This is a genomic window from Actinosynnema sp. NPDC050436, assembly GCF_040655415.1.
Classification (GTDB): Bacteria; Actinomycetota; Actinomycetes; order Mycobacteriales; family Pseudonocardiaceae; genus Actinosynnema.
Genome location: NZ_JBFAJV010000003.1, coordinates 502,371 through 521,108 on the forward strand (window position 1 = coordinate 502,371; position 18,738 = coordinate 521,108).

Consider the following 18,738-nt stretch of genomic DNA (forward strand, 5'->3'; position numbering starts at 1 on the left):
TTAACGTAGCCGAGCAGGTCACTGAAGAGCACCGCGCAGTTCAGGAACGTTCGGACCGGGAGGAATTTCGGTGAGCCACGACCCGCCCCCGCCGCGCGGCGGCCCGTCGGGGCTGCCGCCGGGACGGTCGCCCCGCCCCAGGCCAGGGGACCGCCGACCCGCCGCACCGCCCCCGCCGGCCCCCGAGGAGATCACCCAGGTCTCGCCGCCGGGCTGGGACGAGCCTTCGGTCCGCAGGCCCCCGACGCCACCCGGCGGACAGCCCCGAGCCCTCGACCCGCGCGGCCCCGCCCCCCGCCCCGACGCCCCTTCGCTGAGCGGCAGGCTCAACGGCGACAGCCGCCACGGCCGCCTGGAGGACGACTGGCGCGGGCAGCACGCCGAGGGCGACCGCCACAGCGGCTTGGACGACTGGCGCGGGCCGTACAGCGAGGGCGACCGGTACGGCCGCCTGGACGACGGCCGACGTGGGCAGTACAGCGAGGGCGACCGTCACGGCCGCCTGGACGACGGCCCACGCGGGCAGCACGCCGAGGACGGCGGCCACGGCCGCTCGGACGACGCGTGGCCCGGTCGGTACGCCGACGAAGGCAGGCACGGCCGCCTCGACGGCGACGAGCGGGATCGGTCCGGGGGAGAGGAGCGCGGGTTCCGGGGCGAGGCGGTGCCGCCGGCCGGCCGCGCGCCCCGGCCCGGCCCGACGCCGGCGGCGGACGCCACCCGCTACACCAACGCGTTCTCCGGCAGCCTCCCACCGCCACCCGGCCCACACCGCCTCGGCGCCACCCCGCCCGGTCCTGGTCCGACCGGTCCCGGTCCGACCGGCACCACCCCGCCCGGCCCGAACCCACTCGGCCCGAATCCGCCTGGCCCGAACCCTCTCGGTCCGAACCCTGTGGGCACCGGGCCACGCGGGGCCACCCCGCCCGGCGCGAACCCGTCGGACCCGCACTCCAGCTCGGACCCGGCACCGGCCGCGCCCGGAGCACCCCCGCCCGGAGCACCCGCACCCGGAGCACTCCCGCCCGGAGGACCCCGGCCCGCGCCGGCCGGGCGGGCGGCACCTCCGCGTCGCCCCCGGCCCGTCGACCCGCCCACCGAGGTCATCGCCCGGGTCGAGGACGACTACGACGACGAGTACGACGACGACGCGTACGACGATTACGAAGACGAGTACTACGACGACGAGGACGAGCCCGGACCGGACCACCACGAGGAGCCCCCCACGCCTCCCCAGGACAGCACCGCCCGCAAGTCCGTCCGCGCGGTCGGCGAGCTGCTGATCACGGCCGGATTGGTGATCCTGCTGTTCGTCGTCTACGAGGTCTACGTCACCGACCTCATCTCGGCCGGCAAGCAGGACGACGCCACGCACGCCCTCGACGACAAGTGGAACGCCAACACCGTCGAGCCGGCCGACGAGCAGCGGCAGGCCAAGTACGACCTGATCGCGGGCCAGGCGTTCGCCAAGATGTACATCCCGGTGTTCGGGCCGGACTACAAGTTCTCCGTGGTCGAGGGCACCACCGACAAGGACCTGGAGATCGGGCCCGGCCACTACGTGAACACCGCGCTGCCCGGCAACCCGGGCAACTTCGCGGTCGCCGGCCACCGGGTCGGCAAGGGTGCGCCGTTCAACGACCTGGACCTGCTCGCCTCGTGCGACGCGATCGTGGTCGAGACGCAGACCGACTGGTTCGTCTACCGGATGCTGCCCAAGTCCTCCGAGGTGGCCGGGTGGGCGCAGGCCGAGAAGTCGACGTCGCCCCGGTGCGCGAAGGTCGCCCCGCTGGGCGGCTCGTACGACAAGACGGTCGGCCAGGAGATCGTGCTGCCCAGCCAGGGCGAGGTGATCAACGCGGTGCCGCACTTCACCGGCACCGCGCCCGAGGCGCAGCAGACCGCGCTGATGACGCTCACCACGTGCCACCCGAGGTTCTCCGACAAGCAGCGGCTGATCGTGCACGCGGTGCTGACCCAGCACTACGCGAAGGCCCCCGGGTTCCTGCCCGAAGAGCTGAAGGAGCAGTGATGTACGGCTGGATCTGGCGGCACCTGCCCGGCCCGCTGCCGGTGCGCGTGCTGGAGGCCCTGGTCCTGGTGGCCGGGGTGGTGGCGCTGCTGATGTTCGTGGTGTTCCCGTGGGCGGAGCCGAAGCTGCCGTTCAACAACGTGACCACCGCCCAGTAGCCGCGAGCAGCACGGCGCGGCCGGGGCCCACCGGGCTCCGGCCGCGCTGCGTGCGGGGGTCAGGCGTGGGAGATGGCGGTCATCGCCTCCCGGTCCACGACCTTGACCCGGTCCCGGCCCTGGTCGGTGCCGAGCGCGACCTCGTGCGCGTCCAGCTTGAGCCAGCCCTCGTTGGTGGTGAACGGCACCGCGCGCTGCTCCAGGAAGCGGACCACGGCGTCCGGGGCGGGCACGGGTGCTTCCGGCAGGGTCGGCGCGTCGGCGAGCAGGCTGGTCACCGTCTCCAGCGCGTCGCCCTTGGTGTGGCCGATCAGGCCGATCGGGCCGCGCTTGATCCAGCCGGTGACGTACACGCCGGGGATGGCCTGGTCGTCCAGGTCGAGCACGCGGCCCGCCTGGTGCGGCACGGTGCCCGAGGTGTGGTCGAACGGCAGGTCCGCGAGGTGCGTGGACAGGTAGCCGACCGCGCGGTAGACGGACTGGACGGGCCAGTCGGTGAACTCTCCGGTGCCCTCGACGCCGCCGTCGCCGGTCAGCCGCATCCGCTCGGTGCGCAGGCCGGTGACCGCGCCGTCCGCGCCGAGCACCTCGACCGGGGCCTCCAGGAAGTGCAGGTGCAGCCGCCTCGGCCGGTCGCCGACGTCGCGGATCGCCCACTCCTGGAGGGTCTTGACCACCATCTCGACCTGCTTGTTCGACCGGATGGAGGCCATGCTGGCGGCGCAGAAGTCGATGCCCTCCGGGTGCACGACCACCTCGACGTTGGGCGAGTGGTCGAGCTCGCGCAGCTCCAGCGGGGTGAACTTGGCCTGGGCGGGGCCGCGCCTGCCGAAGACGTGCACGTCGGTGACGGGGCTGGCCTTGAGGCCCTGGTAGACGTTGTCCGGGATCTCGGTGACCAGCAGCTCGTCGGCGGTCTTGGCCAGGATGCGGGCGACGTCGAGCGCGACGTTGCCGACGCCGAGCACGGCGACCTGGGAGGCGGTGAGCGGCCAGGTGCGCGGCACGTCCGGGTGGCCGTCGTACCAGGAGACGAAGTCGGCCGCGCCGAAGGAGCCGTCCAGGTCGATGCCGGGCAGGTCGAGCGCCCGGTCCTTCTCCGCGCCGGTGGAGAAGATGACGGCGTCGTAGAACTGGCGCAGCTCGTCCAGCTTCACGTCCACGCCGTACTCGACGTTGCCGAAGAACCGGATCTCCGGCCGGTCGAGCACCCGCTGCAGGGCGGTCACGATGCCCTTGATCCTCGGGTGGTCCGGGGCGACGCCGTACCTGATCAACCCGTACGGGGCCGGCATCCGCTCGAACAGGTCGACGGAGACGTCCGCGTCCGACTTGGTCAGGGTGTCGGCGGCGTAGATGCCCGCTGGGCCCGCGCCGACGACGGCGACGCGCAGAGAACGTGTCATGAGTATAGGTTAGGTGAGCCTAAGCTCACTTCTGACGAGAGGTTGGTCACGGCTACGCTGGCGCCCATGCGCGTGCTCGTGGTCGACAACTACGACAGCTTCGTCTACAACCTCGTCCAGTACCTGGCCCAGCTCGGGGTCGAGTGCGTGGTGCGGCGCAACGACGCCGTGGAGCTCGACGAGATCGGCGAGGTCGGCGGCGTGCTGGTCAGCCCCGGCCCCAGCACCCCCGACAAGGCAGGCCGGAGCATGGACGTCATCCGCCACTGCGCGGACGTCGGCGTCCCGGTGTTCGGCGTGTGCCTCGGCCACCAGGCCATCGGCGCGGTGTGGGGCGGCACCGTCGACCTCGCGCCGGAACTCCTGCACGGCAAGACCTCCGTCGTGCACCACGAAGGCGTGGGCGTGCTGGCCGGCGTGCCCAGCCCGTTCACCGCCACCCGGTACCACTCGCTGACCGTGCTGCCGGACACCATCCCCGCCGAGTTCGAGGTCACCGGCCGCACCGACACGGGGGTGGTGATGGCCATGCGGCACCGGGAGCTGCCGGTCGAGGGCGTCCAGTTCCACCCGGAGTCCGTGCTCACCGACGGCGGCCACCGGATGCTCGCCAACTGGCTGCGGGTGTGCGGCTACGAGGTGCCCGAGGGGACGGTGTCCCGGCTGGAGACCGGGATGCGCGAACTCGCGGCAGCGGCCCGCCAGGTCTGACCCCACCACTGCGACCCCACCACCGGATCACGAAGAAGGCCCCCGACTCCGTCCGGAGTTCGGGGGCCTTCTTCGTGATCGGGCGGCCTACCGGGTGGTCGTCGGCCCGATCTTGAAGTCGTAGAGCTTCACGTTGATCCGGGCGTTCTTGGCGACCGGCGCGTCGGTCTTGAACTCGGACTCCGCGATCTTCTTGTCCTGGGTCAGCTCGGTGGTGGGCAGCCGCTCCGACACGTTCAGGTCGCCGGTCCAGCCCAGCTGGCCCAGCTTCGAGCGGGCCTGGGCCTCGGTCATCCCGGTCAGGTCCGGCATCAGGAACTGGTTGCCCTTCGACACGCTCAGCGTGACCAGCGACCCCTTCTGGGCGCGGCCGGGCTCCGGGTTCTGGGCCACCACCTCGCCCTGGTCCTTCGGGCTGTCCACTTCCTTGGTCTGCACCTCGAACCCGTTGCCCTTCAGCGTCGCCTGCGCGCGCTGGAGCGTCTGGCCGGTGACGTCGGGCACCTGGACGGTGTCCGGGCCCTTGCCCAGGACGATCGTGATCGCGCTGCCCTTGGGCGCCTTGGTGCCGGGTGCCGGGCTCTGGTCGGCCACCTTGCCCACCAGCTTCGGGTCCTCGACCTCGGTGGGCTCGGTGGCCTGCTTGAAGACCCAGCTTCCCTCTTCGAGCTTCTTCTGCGCGTCGGTCGGCGAGAGGCCCTTCACGTCGGGGACCTCGGCCGGCTCCGCCGGTGCGCCGACCACCAGGGTGATCTTGGACCGCTTCTCGACCTCGCGGCCGGGCGGCGGGTCGGTCTCCAGCACCTGGCCGACCTGCTCGGGCGTGCACGTCGGCGCACCGCCCGGCTGCGGCTGGCAGGGCTTGTTCACCAGCACCGGCTCCAGGTCGAGCCGGCGCAGCTCCTCGGACGCGGACGCCGAGGTCTGGCCCTTCACGTCCGGGATCGACACCTTGGTCGAGCCGGCCTCGTTGTCGTGCTTGAGCAGCGAGGTGGTGATCCAGGCGGCCAGCGCGAGCACCGCGACGCAGAGCAGGACGACCAGCGTGATCATCACCGTCTTCTTGCGCCGGGCCTTGCGCTCCGCCTCCTCCTCGGCGACCGGGTCGTAGTCGTCGGGCTCCTCGCGCAGCGCGGACGGGCGGTGCCGGCCGCCGGAGACCACCTCGGTGCGCGGCGACTGGTTCATCACCGCCGTGCGGTCCTCGGGCGTCATCACGGCGGGCGCGGACGGGCGCTGACCCGACAGCACGCGCACCAGGTCCGCGCGCATCTCGGCGGCCGACTGGTAGCGGTTCGCCGGGCCCTTGGCCATCGCCTTGAGCACGATCGCGTCCAGCGCGGGCGTCACCTTCGGGTTCAGCGACGACGGCGGCTTCGGGTCCTCCCGCACGTGCTGGTAGGCCACCGCCACCGGCGAGTCGCCGGTGAACGGCGGTTCGCCGGTCAGCAGCTCGAACAGCACGCAGCCCGACGCGTAGACGTCCGACCGGGCGTCGACCGCCTCGCCCCGGGCCTGCTCGGGCGACAGGTACTGCGCGGTGCCGATCACGGCGGCGGTCTGGGTCACCGCCGCCTGGCCGTCGTGCACGGCCCGCGCGATGCCGAAGTCCATCACCTTCACCGCGCCGGAGCGGGTGATCATCACGTTGGCGGGCTTCACGTCCCGGTGCACGATCCCGTGCCGGTGGCTGAAGTCCAGCGCCGCCGACACGTCGGCCATGATCTCCATGGCGCGCTTGCCGGTCAGCGGGCCCTGCGTCTTGACCATGTCGCGCAGCGTCCGGCCGTCGACGAACTCCATGACGATGTAGGGCAGCGGGCCGTACTCGGTGTTCGTCTCACCGGTGTCGTAGACGGCGACGATCGCGGGGTGGTTCAGCGCCGCGGAGTTCTGGGCCTCCCGCCGGAACCGCTCCTGGAACTGGGTGTCGCGGGCGAGGTCGGCGCGGAGCACTTTGATCGCCACGTCCCGGCCGAGCCGCACGTCGCGGCCCTTGTGGACCTCCGACATGCCGCCGTAGCCGAGGGTCTCACCCAGTTCGTAGCGGTTGGAGAGCAGTCGCGGAGTGCTCATCAGTGCTTCGTCCCGCTCCTCGTCACCGGTTGTGCCATCGCTTCCGTCCGCCTTAGTACCGTTCGGCCGTTACGTCGGTACACACGTCACCGTCACCCGTGAGCCGATCGCAACCTCGCCGGTCGGGCTCACGTCCGACACCAGGCACCTGCGCTGGTCCCGGGGCGCACCGCCCTGTTCGGCGCGCACCTCCGGCTCCAGCCCGTACCCGGAGAGCTTCTTGGCGACCTCGTCGGCCGGCAGGTCGACGAAGTCGGTCCCCGCGATCCTGACCACCGGGGCGCCGGGGAGCCGGTCGGTCGAGTCCTGCGGGGACGTCTGGGCGCTCGTGGCACCCTGCTGGCTCGTCCCACCGGGCCCCTCGTCGTCCTTGCCCAACCCGCGCAGGATGACCACGCCGAGTACCAGCAGCACAGCCACCAGCACAGCGACCATAACCCACAGCAGCGCCCGGTTGCGCCCCGGTGGTCGTGGCGGCGGTGGCAACGGTCCGAAAGCACCCGTGCGCGGAGTGTTCACCTGCGGCGGCACCGGCTGCATCCCCGGCCGCGAGCCGGGGTGGGTGAGCGGGACCGACGGGTGGGGTGGCTGTCCCATCGGCTGGGAAACCGGGGGCGGCTGCGGCAGCGGCGGCGGCGGGGAGAGCTGCTGCGGGACCTGCTGGGGCACCTGCTGCGGGACGGGCCCCGAGCCGACCGCCATGGCCAGCCCGGTCGGCGCGGGCAGCGGCTGCCCGGCCCGGATCGCGCCGACCGCCGCCGCGAACTCGCCGCCGTTGCGGTAGCGCTGGCGCGGGTCCTTCACCAGGGTCGCCTCGATCAGCGCGCGCGGGCCCGGCGGCACGTCCGGCGGCAGCGGCGGGGCGATGTCCCGGATGTGCATCATCGCCACGGTCACCGCGTTCTCGGACAGGAACGGCCGGTGCCCGGTCAGGCACTCGTACCCGCACACGGCCAGCGCGTACACGTCGCTCGCGGGTTCGGCGGCGTGGCCCAGCGCCTGCTCCGGCGCGATGTAGTGGGCGGTGCCCATGACCATGCCGTTGTGCGTCACCGGCACCGCGTCGGCGGCCTTCGCGATGCCGAAGTCGGTGATCTTCACCTTGCCGGTCGGCGTCACCAGGATGTTGCCCGGCTTCACGTCCCGGTGCACCAGGCCGCGCTCGTGCGCCGCCTGCAGCGCGTTGCCCGCCTGCTCCAGGACGTCGAGCGTGCGGTCCGCGCCGAGCCGGCCGCGCGCGATCACCGCCGCCAGCGGCTCGCCCTCGACCAGTTCCATCACCAGGTACGCGGTGTCCTCCGGCCCGTCGGGCACCGACGCGGTCTCGCCGTAGTCGTGCACGGCGGCGATCCCGGGGTGGTTGAGCGACGCCGTGGTGCGCGCCTCGATCCGGAACCGGTTGAGGAACTCCGCGTCGCCGGACAGCTCCGCCTTGAGCACCTTCACCGCGACCCGGCGGTCCAGCCGGGTGTCGGCGGCCTCCCAGACCTCGCCCATGCCGCCCACCGCGATCCGCTTGGCCAAGCGGTACCGCTCCGCGAGCAACTGGCCGGAGGTCAGCATCACCGGCTCCCGAGATACGCGCCGATGACCGCGCGGCCGATCGGCGCGGCCACCCGCCCGCCGGTCGCGGACAGGCCCACGTCACCACCGTTCTCCACGATGACCGCGATGGCGATCTCCGGCTTCTCGGCGGGCGCGAAGCCCACGTACCAGGCGTTGGGCTTGGTCGCCTTCACGTCCTCGCCCCGCTCGGCGGTGCCGGTCTTGGACGCGATCGTCACCCCGGACAGCCGGCCGCCCTGGAAGGTGTTCTTCTCCGACTCGACCATCATGTCGCGCAGCGCGGTGGCGTGCTCGACCTCCATCGCCTCGGCGACGTCGTCGCCCTTGTCCTCGCTGATCACCTGGAGGTCGGGCGCGAGCACCTTGTGGATCAGGTGCGGGCGCATCCGCACCCCGCCGTTGGCGATGGTCGCCGCGATCACCGCGTTCTCCAGCGGCGTGACCAGCACGTCCCGCTGGCCGATGCCGGTCTGGTGGACCGCCGGCCGGTCCTTCATCGGGCCCAGCGTCGAGGTCTCCACCGACAGCGGCACCTTCAGGTCCGCGTCGTCGAAGCCGAACTTCGCCGCCTGCTTGGTCAGCTTGTCCTTGCCGAGCTGGTCGGCCAGCACCGCGAACGCGGTGTTGCACGACTTGGCCAGCGCCTCCTGGAGGGTGGCCGTCACGCCGTTGCCGCAGTTGGTGTCGTTGAAGTTCGGCAGCGTGGTGTTGGTGCCCGGCAGGGTGATCACCGGGCGGCCGTCGACCTCGCTGTCCTTGGTCTTGCCCTCGGCCAGCGCCGCCGCCGCGACCACCAGCTTGAACGTCGACCCCGGCGCGTAGAGGCCCGCGACCGAGCGGTTGAGCAGCGGCAGGCCGGCGTCCTCGGCGGTCAGCCCCTTCCACGCGGCCTGCTGCTCGTCCACGTCGTGGCTGGCCAGCGAGTTCGGGTCGAACGACGGGGTGGACGCCATGGCCAGGATCTCGCCGGTCTGCGGCCGGATCGCCACCACCGCGCCGGTCACGCCCTGCAGGTTGTCGTAGGCGGCCTGTTGCAGCGCCGCGTCCACGGTGAGCTGGAGGCTGCCGCCCTTCGGGTCGCGGCCGGTGATCAGGTCCGACACCCGGCGGGTGAACAGCCGGTCGTCGGAGCCGTTGAGCAGGTCGTCCTCGGCCCGCTCCAGGCCGCCCGCGCCGTAGACCGTGGAGAAGTAGCCGGTCACCGGCGCGAACGCCGGGCCCGCGTACTTGCGCAGGTAGCGCAGCCGGTCCGTGGTCTTCTCCACGGTCGCCAGCGGCTCGCCGCCCGCCGCGATGATCTGGCCGCGCTCGCGCGAGTACTGGTCGAGCACCACCCGGCGGTTGAGCGGGTCCTTGCGGTAGTCGTCGGCCTTGATGACCTGCACGTAGGTGGCGTTGGCCAGCAGCAGCAGCATCATGACCATCATGGCCACGCCGACCCGGCGGAGCGGTGTGTTCATTTGGGACGCTCCACCATGACTGTGAACTGGTCGGCGATCGCGGGCTGCTGCGCCCGGGGCTTGGGCGTGGCCTTGGGCGCGCGCGCCGCGTCCGAGATCCGCAGCAGCAGCGCCACCAGGATGTAGTTGGCCAGCAGCGACGACCCGCCGTAGGACAGGAACGGCGCGGTGATGCCGGTCATCGGGATCAGCTTGGTGACGCCGCCGATGACGATGAAGATCTGGAAGGCCACCGCGAACGCCAGGCCGCCGCCCAGCAGCTTGCCGAAGGTGTCGCGCACGGCCAGCGCGCCGCGCATCCCGCGCATGGCGAACACGGTGTAGATCAGCAGCACCGCCGCCAGGCCGACGAAGCCCAGCTCCTCGCCGATCACCGCCGTGATGAAGTCGGTGTTCGCCTCCGGGATCTGGTCCGGCCGGCCGCCGCCCAGGCCCGCGCCGAACAGGCCGCCGGTGCCCAGGCCGAACAGCGACTGGACGATCTGGTAGCCCTTGTTCGTGGCATCCGCGAACGGGTCGAGCCAGTTCGCCACCCGGACCTGCACGTGGCTGAAGATCTTCCAGGCGATGAACGCGCCGACGCAGAACAGCACCACGCCGATCACCACCCACGCCGCGCGCTCGGTCGCCACGTAGAGGAGTACGAGCACGATGCCGAAGAAGAGCAACGACGAGCCCAGGTCCTTCTGGAAGACCATGATCCCGACGCCGACCAGCCACGCGCCCAGCAGCGGGCCGAGGTCGCGCGCGCGCGGCAGGTCCAAGCCGAGGAACCGGCGGCCCGCCGTGGTGAACAGCTCGCGCTTGGACACCAGGAACGCGGCGAAGTAGACCATCAGCAGGATCTTGGCGAACTCGCCCGGCTGGATGGAGAACGCGCCGAAGCTCAGCCAGATCTTCGCGCCGTTGATCTCCGGCGCGATGAAGCTGGGCAGCACGCCCGGCAGGACCAGCGCGATCAGGCCGACGAACCCGAACGTGTAGCCGTAGCGGGCCAGCGTGCGGTGGTCGGAGAGCACCTTGAGCGCGGTGCAGAACAGCACCAGCGCGATCGCCGTCCACAGCACCTGCTTGGGCGCGGCAGGCGACCACACCGCGTTGTTCGGCAGCTTCACGTCCGCCATGGCCAGGTCGATCCGGTGGATCATCACCAGGCCCAGGCCGTTGAGCATCGCCACGCACGGCAGGATCACCGGGTCGGCGTACGGCGCCCACCAGCGCACCGCGAGGTGCGCCACGGTGAGCAGGCCCATGTAGGCCAGGCCGAGCCACACGATGTTCATCGTGAGCTCCTGCTCCTGGTTCGCCTCGACCAGGATCAGGGCGATCGTCACCAGGCCGGCGGCGAACGCGAGCAGGGACAGTTCCGTGGAGCGCTTGGTGGGCGGCTTCAACCCCGGCGACGTGCTTGCCGCGAGCGGTGTGCCGCCTCCCGCCGTCGCGGGCGGCGTGCCCTCCGCGCCGGGGACCGGCGAACCCATGCTTCTACTGACCCTTCCGGCAGTCCGTGCCCGGCTTCTGCACGGGCGTGGGCAGCGGTGTGCCCTCCGGGGTGGTGGACGTCGTCGGTGCCGTGGTGGTCGCCGACGGGTCCACCGGGGTGGTGGTGGGCGTCGTCGTCGCGGTCGACGTGCCGGTGGTCTGCTCCCTCGGGCAGAACGGCAGCGTCTGCTCGGTGCGCAACCGGCGGATGGCCTCCCGCGCGCCCTCCAGGCCGTCCACGTCCGTGATGCCGTTGCGCACCACGTCCCGCGTGGAGACCTTGAGGTCGTCGACCGTGATCGGCTCGCACGCCTGCGCCCCGGGCGGGCAGGAGCCCTCCACCGGGGTGTGCAGGTCGAAGCCCAGCACGCTGCCCGGGACACCCCGGAACACCGAGACCTGGCCGTCGGGCGCCGCGCCCACGTAGTACTGGCGCAGCACGTACCAGCGCGTGCCCAGGCCCGCCGCGACCAGCAGCAGGAGCAGGAACACCACCAGGGCCAGCGCCTTGAGCCGGGTGCCGCGCGCCCGGCGCGGGTCGACCGGTGGCGGCTGCGGCTCGACCCGCTGCGGGATCGGCCGGGGCCCCGTTATCGAACTCGCCCGCGAGGCGGGCGAGTCGGGGGGAGGTGCGTCGTCGCTGCCGTCGCCGGCCGCGCCGCCGACTATCGGGACGTCCTCCCCGAAGTCGACGTCGACCACGTCGGCGATCACGACCGTCACGTTGTCCGGGCCGCCGCCCTTGAGCGCCAGCTCGATCATCCGGTCCGCGCACGCCTGCGGGTCCGGGATGCGGATGGCCTCCTCCAGCGTCTCCATGCTGACCACGCCGGACAGGCCGTCGGAGCACAGCAGGTAGCGGTCGCCGGGGCGGGCCTCGCGCACCATCAGGCGCGGTTCCACCTCGTGGCCGGTCAGCGCGCGCAGCAGCAGCGACCGCTGCGGGTGCGTCGCCGCCTCCTCCTCGGTGATCCGGCCCTCGTCGATCAGCGACTGGACGAACGTGTCGTCGTGCGTGATCTGGGTGAACGTGCCGTTGCGCGCCATGTAGGCGCGCGAGTCGCCGATGTGCACCATGCCCAGCCGCGAGCCCGCGAACAGCACGGCGGTGAGCGTGGTGCCCATGCCGTCCAGGTCGGGGTCGGACTGCACCAGCTCGGAGATGGCGCCGTTGCCGGCGATCACCGCCTCGCGGAGCTGGCCGAGCAGGTCGTCGCCCGGCTCGTCGTCGTCGAGCGGGGCCAGGGCGGCGATGACCACCTTGCTGGCCACCTCGCCCGCGGCGTGGCCGCCCATGCCGTCGGCGAGCGCGAGCAGTCGGGGGCCCGCGTACACGGAGTCCTGGTTGTTGGAACGCACCAGGCCCCGGTCGCTGCGGGCCGCGTATCGAAGGACGAGGGTCATGAGCGCAGCTCGATCACCGTTTTGCCGATCCGGATCGGGGAGCCGAGCGGGACCCGGAGTGGGGCCGTGACCTTCGCCCGGTCGAGATAGGTGCCGTTCGTGGAGCCCAGGTCCTCCACGTACCAGTCGGTCCCGCGCATGGACAGCCGCGCGTGCCTGGTCGACGCGAAGTCGTCGTCCAGGACGAGCGTGGAGTCGTCCGCGCGGCCGATCAGGATCGGCCTGCCGTCCAGGGAGATGCGGGTGCCCGCCAGCGCGCCGTGCGTCACGACGAGTTGCCGGGGTGCCTTGTTCCCCTTCGCGGCCTTCTTGGCGCCTCTACGCAGTACTCCGGGCGTCGGAACGCGTTGTCCCGACGCCGCGTACAGGTCGGACCGGACCACCCTCAGCGCAGCCAACACGAACAACCAGAGCAGGACGAGGAAGCCCGCTCTGGTCAGCTGCATCACCAGCTCTGGCACCGGTTGTAACCGCTCCTGCCTTGAGTGCCGTCACGCCTTCGCCCGTCTCGACCACTAGCCCTGGGTGCGGAAGACCAGCGAGGAGTGGCCGATGCGGACGACGTCGCCTTCCGCGAGCTGCCAAGTCTGCACCGGAGTGCCGTTCACCGTGGTCCCGTTTGTCGAACCGAGATCAGCGAGCATGGCACTGTGCCCGTCCCAGGTGATCTCCAGGTGCCTCCTGGACACCCCGGTGTCGGGCAGCCGGAAGTCCGCCTCCTGGCCCCGGCCGACCACGTTGCCGCCCTGCTTCAGGTTGTACGTCCGGTTCGAGCCGTCGTCCAGGTGCAGGGTGGCGTTGAGCTGGCGGGCACCGGACTGCACCGCCGGCGGGGCGTAGCCCTGCGACGGGTCCTGGTAGCCGGCCTGGCCGTAGCCCTGGTCGTACCCCTGCTGGCCGTAGCCCTGCTGCTGCTGGCCGTACCCCTGGTCGTAGCCCTGCTGGCCGTACCCCTGGTCGTAGCCCTGCTGCTGCTGCTGCTGGCCGTAGCCCTGGTCATAACCCTGCTGCTGCTGGCCGTACCCCTGGTCGTAGCCCTGCTGGCCGTAACCCTGGTCGTAGCCCTGCTGCTGGCCGTAGCCCTGCTGCTGCTGGCCGTACCCCTGGTCGTAGCCCTGCTGGCCATAGCCCTGGTCGTAGCCCTGCTGCTGGCCGTAGCCCTGCTGCTGCTGGTCATAACCCTGCTGCTGGCCGTAGCCGCCCTGCGCGTAGGGGTCGTAGCCGGGTTGGCCCTGTCCTTGTCCGTAGCCGGGAGGCTGGCTCATGGATCCGTCTCCTGTGCGAGGTGGTGCTGACCGTCGGCTGGAAACTTTCACATCGGGGTCGACGGACGAGCTGGTTCGGAACTGTCCGGTGTGCAGCGCGTCGGAGCGCTCCAGGGAGACTACGACGTCACCATAGGTATCCCATCCGCTCTCTTCGAGGTGCTCCCGGACGGAGTCCCCGAGAAGCTGGGTGATGCGTAGTTCATCCTGGCCGTCACCGGCAAGCCGATCGTGGTCCTGGGGACCCAGCAGGACGATGAAGTGGTTCGGCGCGAGCAGCCTGCCACCCGCGAGCTCGCGGATGTTGACCTCCGCCTCCCGTTCGAGGGCCTGGGCCACTTCCTGCGGGACGACGTTGCCGCCGAACACACGCGCGAAGGTGTTGCCGACGATGCCTTCGAGACGGCGCTCGAAGCGCTGTACGCGGCCCACGGCAACCCTCCGACTCGGTCGACTTCTCCGGACCGATCGTATCCGGGGTGTCGTGGCGGTACACGGGGCAATTGGTAACCCGGACGAGGGCCGTGCTAGTGTTCTCCACGTCGCTCCGGGCGAGTGGCGGAATGGCAGACGCGCACGGTTCAGGTCCGTGTGTCCGAAAGGACGTGGGGGTTCAACTCCCCCCTCGCCCACTCGGGGATCGGGTTCTTCCGGTTCCGAGAGTAGAAGTAGCCGAAGAGGCCCCGCAACCGCGGGGCCTCTTCGTTTTTGCGCGTTTCCCGCCCAGGTGGCCCCTGTGGCGTAGACCACTCGTTCGGGCTAGGCGGGGCGCTGGGCCGTTCGCGGTGGACCGCGTCTCGTTTGGTGATGTGCGTCACGCGGCGCTCCGGGTGGTCGGGTGCTTCGGTGTCCGCTTCGGTGGTGTCGGCCTGCGATCGGGTGGTGATCCACGTCGCACGGACCCGGCGCCCGCTGTCCGGATCGAGACGCCCGCTCTCCGGGGCCCGGTGCGCCGCGCGTCCGGCGGTGAGCGGCGCGCTGCGGGGCGGTCGGTCGGTTTGGGGCGGTGAACGGTCGGTCGGGTGGGGGTGCTTGTGGTGGCGTGCGTCACTTCCGTGGCCGGCTCGTGGCTGAGGTGAGCACGCTGAGCACCTTTTTCCGGGGGTGCGGGCCGCGCATGTCACCCGGACGGCAGCATGGCCGGGCCGAACTGTCTCCGAGCGGTATCGACCGGTTACCGATGCGTCCGCGCCGTCGATCGCAGGGGGCCGCTGAGCTGGGGGGCGGCGCACTTGACGGGTGGTAGGTCTTATGCAGAGCACGAGTCGAAACGCGGCGGGGCCCACCGCCGTGGTTGCCGAGGAGGCCCTGGCGTGAGCAGCACACCAGCACGGATCGCGGACACCGGCGACGCACGGGCGCTGTCGTCCACCGCGATCCCGGTTCCGGAACTGCCCGGCTCCGCGCCGGACCTGGCCGCCGCCGCGGCCGTCCGCCTCGGCTGGCACGGTGTGGTGCTCCCGGAGATGGTGCTGATGGGCCGCAAGGTCGTCGTGGTCGCCGAGCTGCTCGCCGACGCGCACGCCGAGCGGGTCTGCCTGGGCGCGGGCCCCGAGGTCGACCGCACCACGGTGTCCACCTGGGTGTGGCCCGAGATGGACGGCCGGGTGCCACCGGCCGCCGTGCGGATCATCGGGGTGCTCGCGGTGGCCCGGCACTGGCGGACCGCGCTCGCCTCCGCCGTGCCCTTCGCCCGCTTCGGCAACGCGGCGGCCGTGCTGCCCTCCTCGGTCGCGTTCACCCACGACTACCTGGGCAACTGCCTGCCGAGGGTCCGCCGCTACGGCGTCTCGGTGCTGCTGGCCGACGAGTGCTGCGAGCTGTCCACGGACGTCGCCGGGCGCAACGAGACCGTGCCGGTCGAGGACACCGCGACCACCCGCTGGGTGAACGAGCTGGTCTACGAGCAGCTGCTCACCGCCGCCTGAACCCTCCCGCACCCGCCACCTCCGCCCCGCCGCCTGATCCGCTGCCGACCACCGCCGCCTGAACTACCGTCGGGCCCATGCGTCTGGTGATCGCGGGTGGGCACGGCAAGATCGCGCTGCTGACGACCGGGCTGGCGGCCCGGAGGGGCGACCAGGTGGTGTCGCTGGTGCGCAACCCCTCGCACTTCGAAGACGTCCGCGCGGCCGGTGGCGAACCGGTGCTGTGCGACCTCGAAGCCACCACCCCGGACGAGCTGACCGCGCTGCTGGCCGGCGCGGACGCCGCGCTGTTCGCGGCGGGGGCGGGTCCCGGCAGCGGCGTGGCCCGCAAGGACACCGTCGACCGGGACGCGGCCCGGCTGTTCGCCGCCGCCGCGACCGGAGCGGGGGTGGACCGGTTCGTGCAGATCAGCACCAGCGGCATCGGCCGGGTGACCGGCGACGAGGTGTTCGACGCCTACCTGAGGGCCAAGGGCGCGGCCGAGGACGACCTGCGCGCCCGTCCGCTGGCGTGGACGATCCTGCGGCCCGGTCGGCTGACCGACGACCCGGGCACCGGCCTGGTGGAGCTGTCCGGGCAGCCGCTGCGCGGGTCGGTGCCGCGCGCGGACGTGGCGGCGGTGGTCGTGGAGTCGCTGCGGCGACCGGACACCGCCGGGCACGTCTACGAGGTGGTCTCCGGGTCGACGCCGGTCGCCGACGCGTTCCCGAGCACCCGGTCCAGGTAGTCGTTGGTGAACTTGCCGGTCGGGTCCAGCTCGGCGCGCAGCCGGCGGAAGTCCGCGAAGCGCGGGTAGGCCGGGGCGAGGTCGGCGGCGGTGCGGGTGTGCAGCTTGCCCCAGTGCGGCCGGCCGCCGACCGCCGTGGCGATCTTCTCGAAGGCGTCGAAGTACTGCCGGTACGGCATCCCCAGGTACTGGTGGACGGCGACGTACGCGCTGTCGCGGCCGTGCGCCGTGGACAGCCAGATGTCGTCGCCCTGCGCGACCCGCACCTCCACCGGCACGATCACGCCGTGGTCCAGCTTCGAGACGGCCCGCCGCAGTTCGGCGAGCACCCCGTGCAGCTCGCCGCGCGGGACCGCGTACTCGGACTCCACGAACCGGACCCGGCGCGGGGTGACGAACACGCGGTGCGAGACGTCGCGGTAGACGCGCTCGGAGACCAGCTTGCCGCACAGCCGGTTCAGGCCCCGGGTGGTGGCGGGGAAGGTCTTGGCGACCCGGCACACCAGGCCGAACGCGCCGTTCTCCACCAGCTCGTACTCGTAGAACCGCCGCAGCGCGGACAGCGGCGCGGCGGGCTCGTCGACCCGGTTGTTGCGCTTGACGATCACGTCGTCGCTGTGCGGGAACCAGTGGAACTCGACGTGGTCCTCCACCGAGGTGAGGTGGTCGAACTCCTCCAGCACGGCGTCGAGCCGGCCGGGGGACTCCCGCGCGTGCAGCACGAACGCGGGCACGCAGCGCAGGGTGATCGTGCTGATCACGCCGAGCGCGCCCAGGCCGACGCGGGCCGCGTCGAACAGCTCGGGCCGCTCGGTGGCCGAGCAGCGGACCTGCTCGCCGTCCGCGAGGACGATCTCCAGCGCGGTGATCTGGGCGGACAGGCCGCCGAGCTTCGCGCCGGTGCCGTGGGTGCCGGTGGAGGTCGCGCCCGCGATGGTCTGGGCGTCGATGTCGCCGAGGTTGGGCATGGCCAGGCCGAGCGCGTCGAGCAGTGCGGTGAGCTGCCGGATCGTGGTGCCGGCGCGGACCGTGACCAGGGTGCCGGAGACGTCGGTGACACCGGTCCAGCGGTCCAGGTCGAGGGCCGCGCCGGGGGCGGCGGCGATCGCGGTGAACGAGTGGCCGCTGCCGCGCGGGCGCAGCCGGCGGGCCGAGGCGACGGCGGCGCTCAGCTCGTCCGCGCTCGCCGGGTGCTCGACCCGGTGCGGGGTGGCGGTCGCGGTGCGCGCCCAGTTGGTCCAGGGCGTGGCCATGGCACCTCCGGTGTGATCCAGTCCACGCACCGTAGGTGAAAACGATTCACCTTTCAAGTACTCTCCCCCCATGCAACCCCGAACCCGCCTCGACGGCGCGACGAAGGAGCTGGACCCCCCGCTCGCGGTCGTCGACCTGGACGCGTTCGACCACAACGCGGCCGACCTCGTGCGCCGGGCCGCCGGCCGGCCCGTGCGGGTGGCGAGCAAGTCGGTGCGGGTCCGCTGGCTGCTCGAACGGGTGCTCGCGCGGCCGGGCTTCGCCGGCGTGATGTGCTACTCGCTGGCCGAGGCGCTGTGGCTGTCGTCGCTGGACGTCTCCGAGGACCTGCTGGTCGCGTACCCGACCGCGGACCGGGGTGCGCTGCGCGAACTGGGCCGCGACGAGCGGGCCCGCCGCCGGGTCACCCTCGTGGTCGACTCGACCGCCCACCTCGACCTGGTCACCGCCGCGCTCGGGCCCGCGCACCCGGAGGTCCGGGTGTGCCTGGAGCTCGACGTGTCCTGGCGACCGCTGCCCGGCCTGCACGTCGGCCCGCGCCGCTCGCCCGTGCACACCCCGCGCGACGCCGGGGCGCTGGCCGCGCGGATCGCCGGGCGGCCGGGGTTCCGGCTGGTCGGCGTGATGGCGTACGAGGGGCAGGTCGCGGGCCTGGGCGACGCCCCGCCCGGCCGGCCGCTGCGCGGGGCCGTGCTGCGGTGGATGCGGCAGCGGTCGGCGGCGGAGCTGGTCGACCGGCGCGGCGCGGCCGTGGCGGCCGTGCGCCGGGAGGCCGACCTGGAGTTCGTCAACGGCGGCGGCACCGGCAGCCTGGAGTCGACCGGCGCGGACCCGTCGGTGACCGAGCTGGCCGCCGGGTCCGGGCTGATCGGGCCGACCCTGTTCGACGGGTACTCCGGCTTCCGGCCGCGCCCCGCCGCGCTGTTCGCGCTGCCCGTGGTGCGCCGGCCGAAGAGGGGCGTGGCCACGCTGTTCTCCGGCGGGTACGTCGCCTCCGGGACGGCCACCCCCGACCGCCACCCGACGCCGCACCTGCCGCGCGGGCTGCGGCTGCTGCCGCTGGAGGGCGCGGGCGAGGTGCAGACGCCGGTGGTCGGCCGCGCCGCCGACGCGCTGGTCCCCGGCGACCGGGTGTGGCTGCGGCACGCCAAGGCCGGCGAGCTGGCGGAGCGGTTCACGCACTACCACGTGCTGGAGGGCGACGTGGTGACCCGGACCGTGCCCACGTACCGGGGAGAGGGCCGGTCGTTCGGCTGAGCCACCCGGCC

Annotated in this window: 15 protein-coding genes, 1 tRNA gene and 1 pseudogene; 7 read left to right on the plus strand and 10 right to left on the minus strand. The window is 72.4% G+C overall.

Going from position 1 to position 18,738, the window contains the following annotated elements; translation table 11 throughout:
• The first annotated feature begins 70 nt into the window (after positions 1 to 70).
• Positions 71 to 2,032, plus strand: a complete 1,962-nt coding sequence (locus tag AB0I60_RS10825; RefSeq protein ID WP_360727663.1) for a class E sortase — start codon at positions 71 to 73, stop codon at positions 2,030 to 2,032.
• A complete protein-coding gene (locus AB0I60_RS10830; protein ID WP_015097467.1) occupies positions 2,032 to 2,190 on the plus strand; it encodes a hypothetical protein in 159 nt (52 codons plus the stop codon). The genes AB0I60_RS10825 and AB0I60_RS10830 overlap by 1 nt, the downstream gene beginning before the upstream one ends.
• A gap of 59 nt (positions 2,191 to 2,249) precedes the next feature.
• Here AB0I60_RS10830 and AB0I60_RS10835 read toward each other — a convergent pair whose 3' ends face one another.
• Positions 2,250 to 3,596 carry an FAD-dependent oxidoreductase gene (locus AB0I60_RS10835; RefSeq protein ID WP_360727666.1) on the minus strand — a complete coding sequence of 449 codons (1,347 nt, stop codon included), beginning with the start codon at positions 3,594 to 3,596 and terminating at the stop codon, positions 2,250 to 2,252.
• A gap of 66 nt (positions 3,597 to 3,662) precedes the next feature.
• On the opposite strand from AB0I60_RS10835, the gene AB0I60_RS10840 reads away from it, so the two are divergent.
• A complete protein-coding gene (locus tag AB0I60_RS10840) occupies positions 3,663 to 4,307 on the plus strand; it encodes an aminodeoxychorismate/anthranilate synthase component II (protein WP_360727669.1) in 645 nt (214 codons plus the stop codon).
• 87 nt (positions 4,308 to 4,394) lie between these two features.
• Here AB0I60_RS10840 and pknB read toward each other — a convergent pair whose 3' ends face one another.
• The 8 genes and pseudogenes from pknB to AB0I60_RS10880 form a co-directional block, all read right to left on the minus strand.
• Positions 4,395 to 6,383, minus strand: a complete 1,989-nt coding sequence (pknB, locus tag AB0I60_RS10845; RefSeq protein ID WP_360727672.1) for a Stk1 family PASTA domain-containing Ser/Thr kinase — start codon at positions 6,381 to 6,383, stop codon at positions 4,395 to 4,397.
• 69 nt (positions 6,384 to 6,452) lie between these two features.
• Positions 6,453 to 7,946: a serine/threonine-protein kinase gene (locus AB0I60_RS10850; protein WP_360727674.1), complete on the minus strand. Its 1,494-nt coding sequence runs from the start codon at positions 7,944 to 7,946 to the stop codon at positions 6,453 to 6,455.
• Entirely contained in the window at positions 7,946 to 9,409 is a 1,464-nt protein-coding gene (locus AB0I60_RS10855) for a penicillin-binding protein 2 (RefSeq protein ID WP_360727677.1), read from the minus strand. Before AB0I60_RS10855 ends, AB0I60_RS10850 begins: the two co-directional genes overlap by 1 nt.
• Positions 9,406 to 10,890 carry an FtsW/RodA/SpoVE family cell cycle protein gene (locus AB0I60_RS10860; RefSeq protein ID WP_360727680.1) on the minus strand — a complete coding sequence of 495 codons (1,485 nt, stop codon included), beginning with the start codon at positions 10,888 to 10,890 and terminating at the stop codon, positions 9,406 to 9,408. The genes AB0I60_RS10855 and AB0I60_RS10860 overlap by 4 nt, the downstream gene beginning before the upstream one ends.
• A gap of 4 nt (positions 10,891 to 10,894) precedes the next feature.
• Entirely contained in the window at positions 10,895 to 12,295 is a 1,401-nt protein-coding gene (locus tag AB0I60_RS10865) for a protein phosphatase 2C domain-containing protein (RefSeq protein WP_360727683.1), read from the minus strand.
• The gene (locus AB0I60_RS10870) at positions 12,292 to 12,756 is read right to left on the minus strand and encodes an FHA domain-containing protein (protein WP_360727686.1); all 465 of its coding nucleotides are present in this window, start codon (positions 12,754 to 12,756) and stop codon (positions 12,292 to 12,294) included. Before AB0I60_RS10870 ends, AB0I60_RS10865 begins: the two co-directional genes overlap by 4 nt.
• Positions 12,757 to 12,810: 54 nt before the next feature.
• Positions 12,811 to 13,560 (minus strand): FHA domain-containing protein, encoded by a 750-nt coding sequence (locus tag AB0I60_RS10875; protein ID WP_360728535.1) that lies wholly within the window; start codon positions 13,558 to 13,560, stop codon positions 12,811 to 12,813.
• 132 nt (positions 13,561 to 13,692) lie between these two features.
• Positions 13,693 to 13,992, minus strand: a pseudogene (locus AB0I60_RS10880) (DUF3662 domain-containing protein); the annotation flags it as partial.
• Positions 13,993 to 14,109: 117 nt separating this feature from the next.
• Here AB0I60_RS10880 and AB0I60_RS10885 point away from each other — a divergent pair.
• The 3 genes from AB0I60_RS10885 (at position 14,110) to AB0I60_RS10895 (ending at position 16,216) form a co-directional block, all read left to right on the plus strand.
• A tRNA-Leu gene (locus AB0I60_RS10885) sits at positions 14,110 to 14,192 on the plus strand.
• 681 nt (positions 14,193 to 14,873) lie between these two features.
• Positions 14,874 to 15,488: a hypothetical protein gene (locus AB0I60_RS10890; protein ID WP_360727688.1), complete on the plus strand. Its 615-nt coding sequence runs from the start codon at positions 14,874 to 14,876 to the stop codon at positions 15,486 to 15,488.
• A 77-nt stretch (positions 15,489 to 15,565) separates the two neighbouring features.
• A complete protein-coding gene (locus tag AB0I60_RS10895; RefSeq protein ID WP_360727691.1) occupies positions 15,566 to 16,216 on the plus strand; it encodes an NAD(P)H-binding protein in 651 nt (216 codons plus the stop codon).
• On the opposite strand, the gene AB0I60_RS10900 is transcribed toward AB0I60_RS10895, so the two are convergent.
• Positions 16,153 to 17,469, minus strand: coding sequence for a D-arabinono-1,4-lactone oxidase (locus AB0I60_RS10900; RefSeq protein ID WP_360727694.1), 1,317 nt, complete (start codon positions 17,467 to 17,469; stop codon positions 16,153 to 16,155). The two genes, AB0I60_RS10895 and AB0I60_RS10900, sit on opposite strands and share 64 nt — an antisense overlap.
• Before the next feature lie 70 nt (positions 17,470 to 17,539).
• Between AB0I60_RS10900 and AB0I60_RS10905 the strand changes: the two genes are divergently transcribed.
• Positions 17,540 to 18,727, plus strand: coding sequence for an amino acid deaminase/aldolase (locus AB0I60_RS10905; protein WP_360727697.1), 1,188 nt, complete (start codon positions 17,540 to 17,542; stop codon positions 18,725 to 18,727).
• Positions 18,728 to 18,738 lie beyond the last annotated feature (11 nt).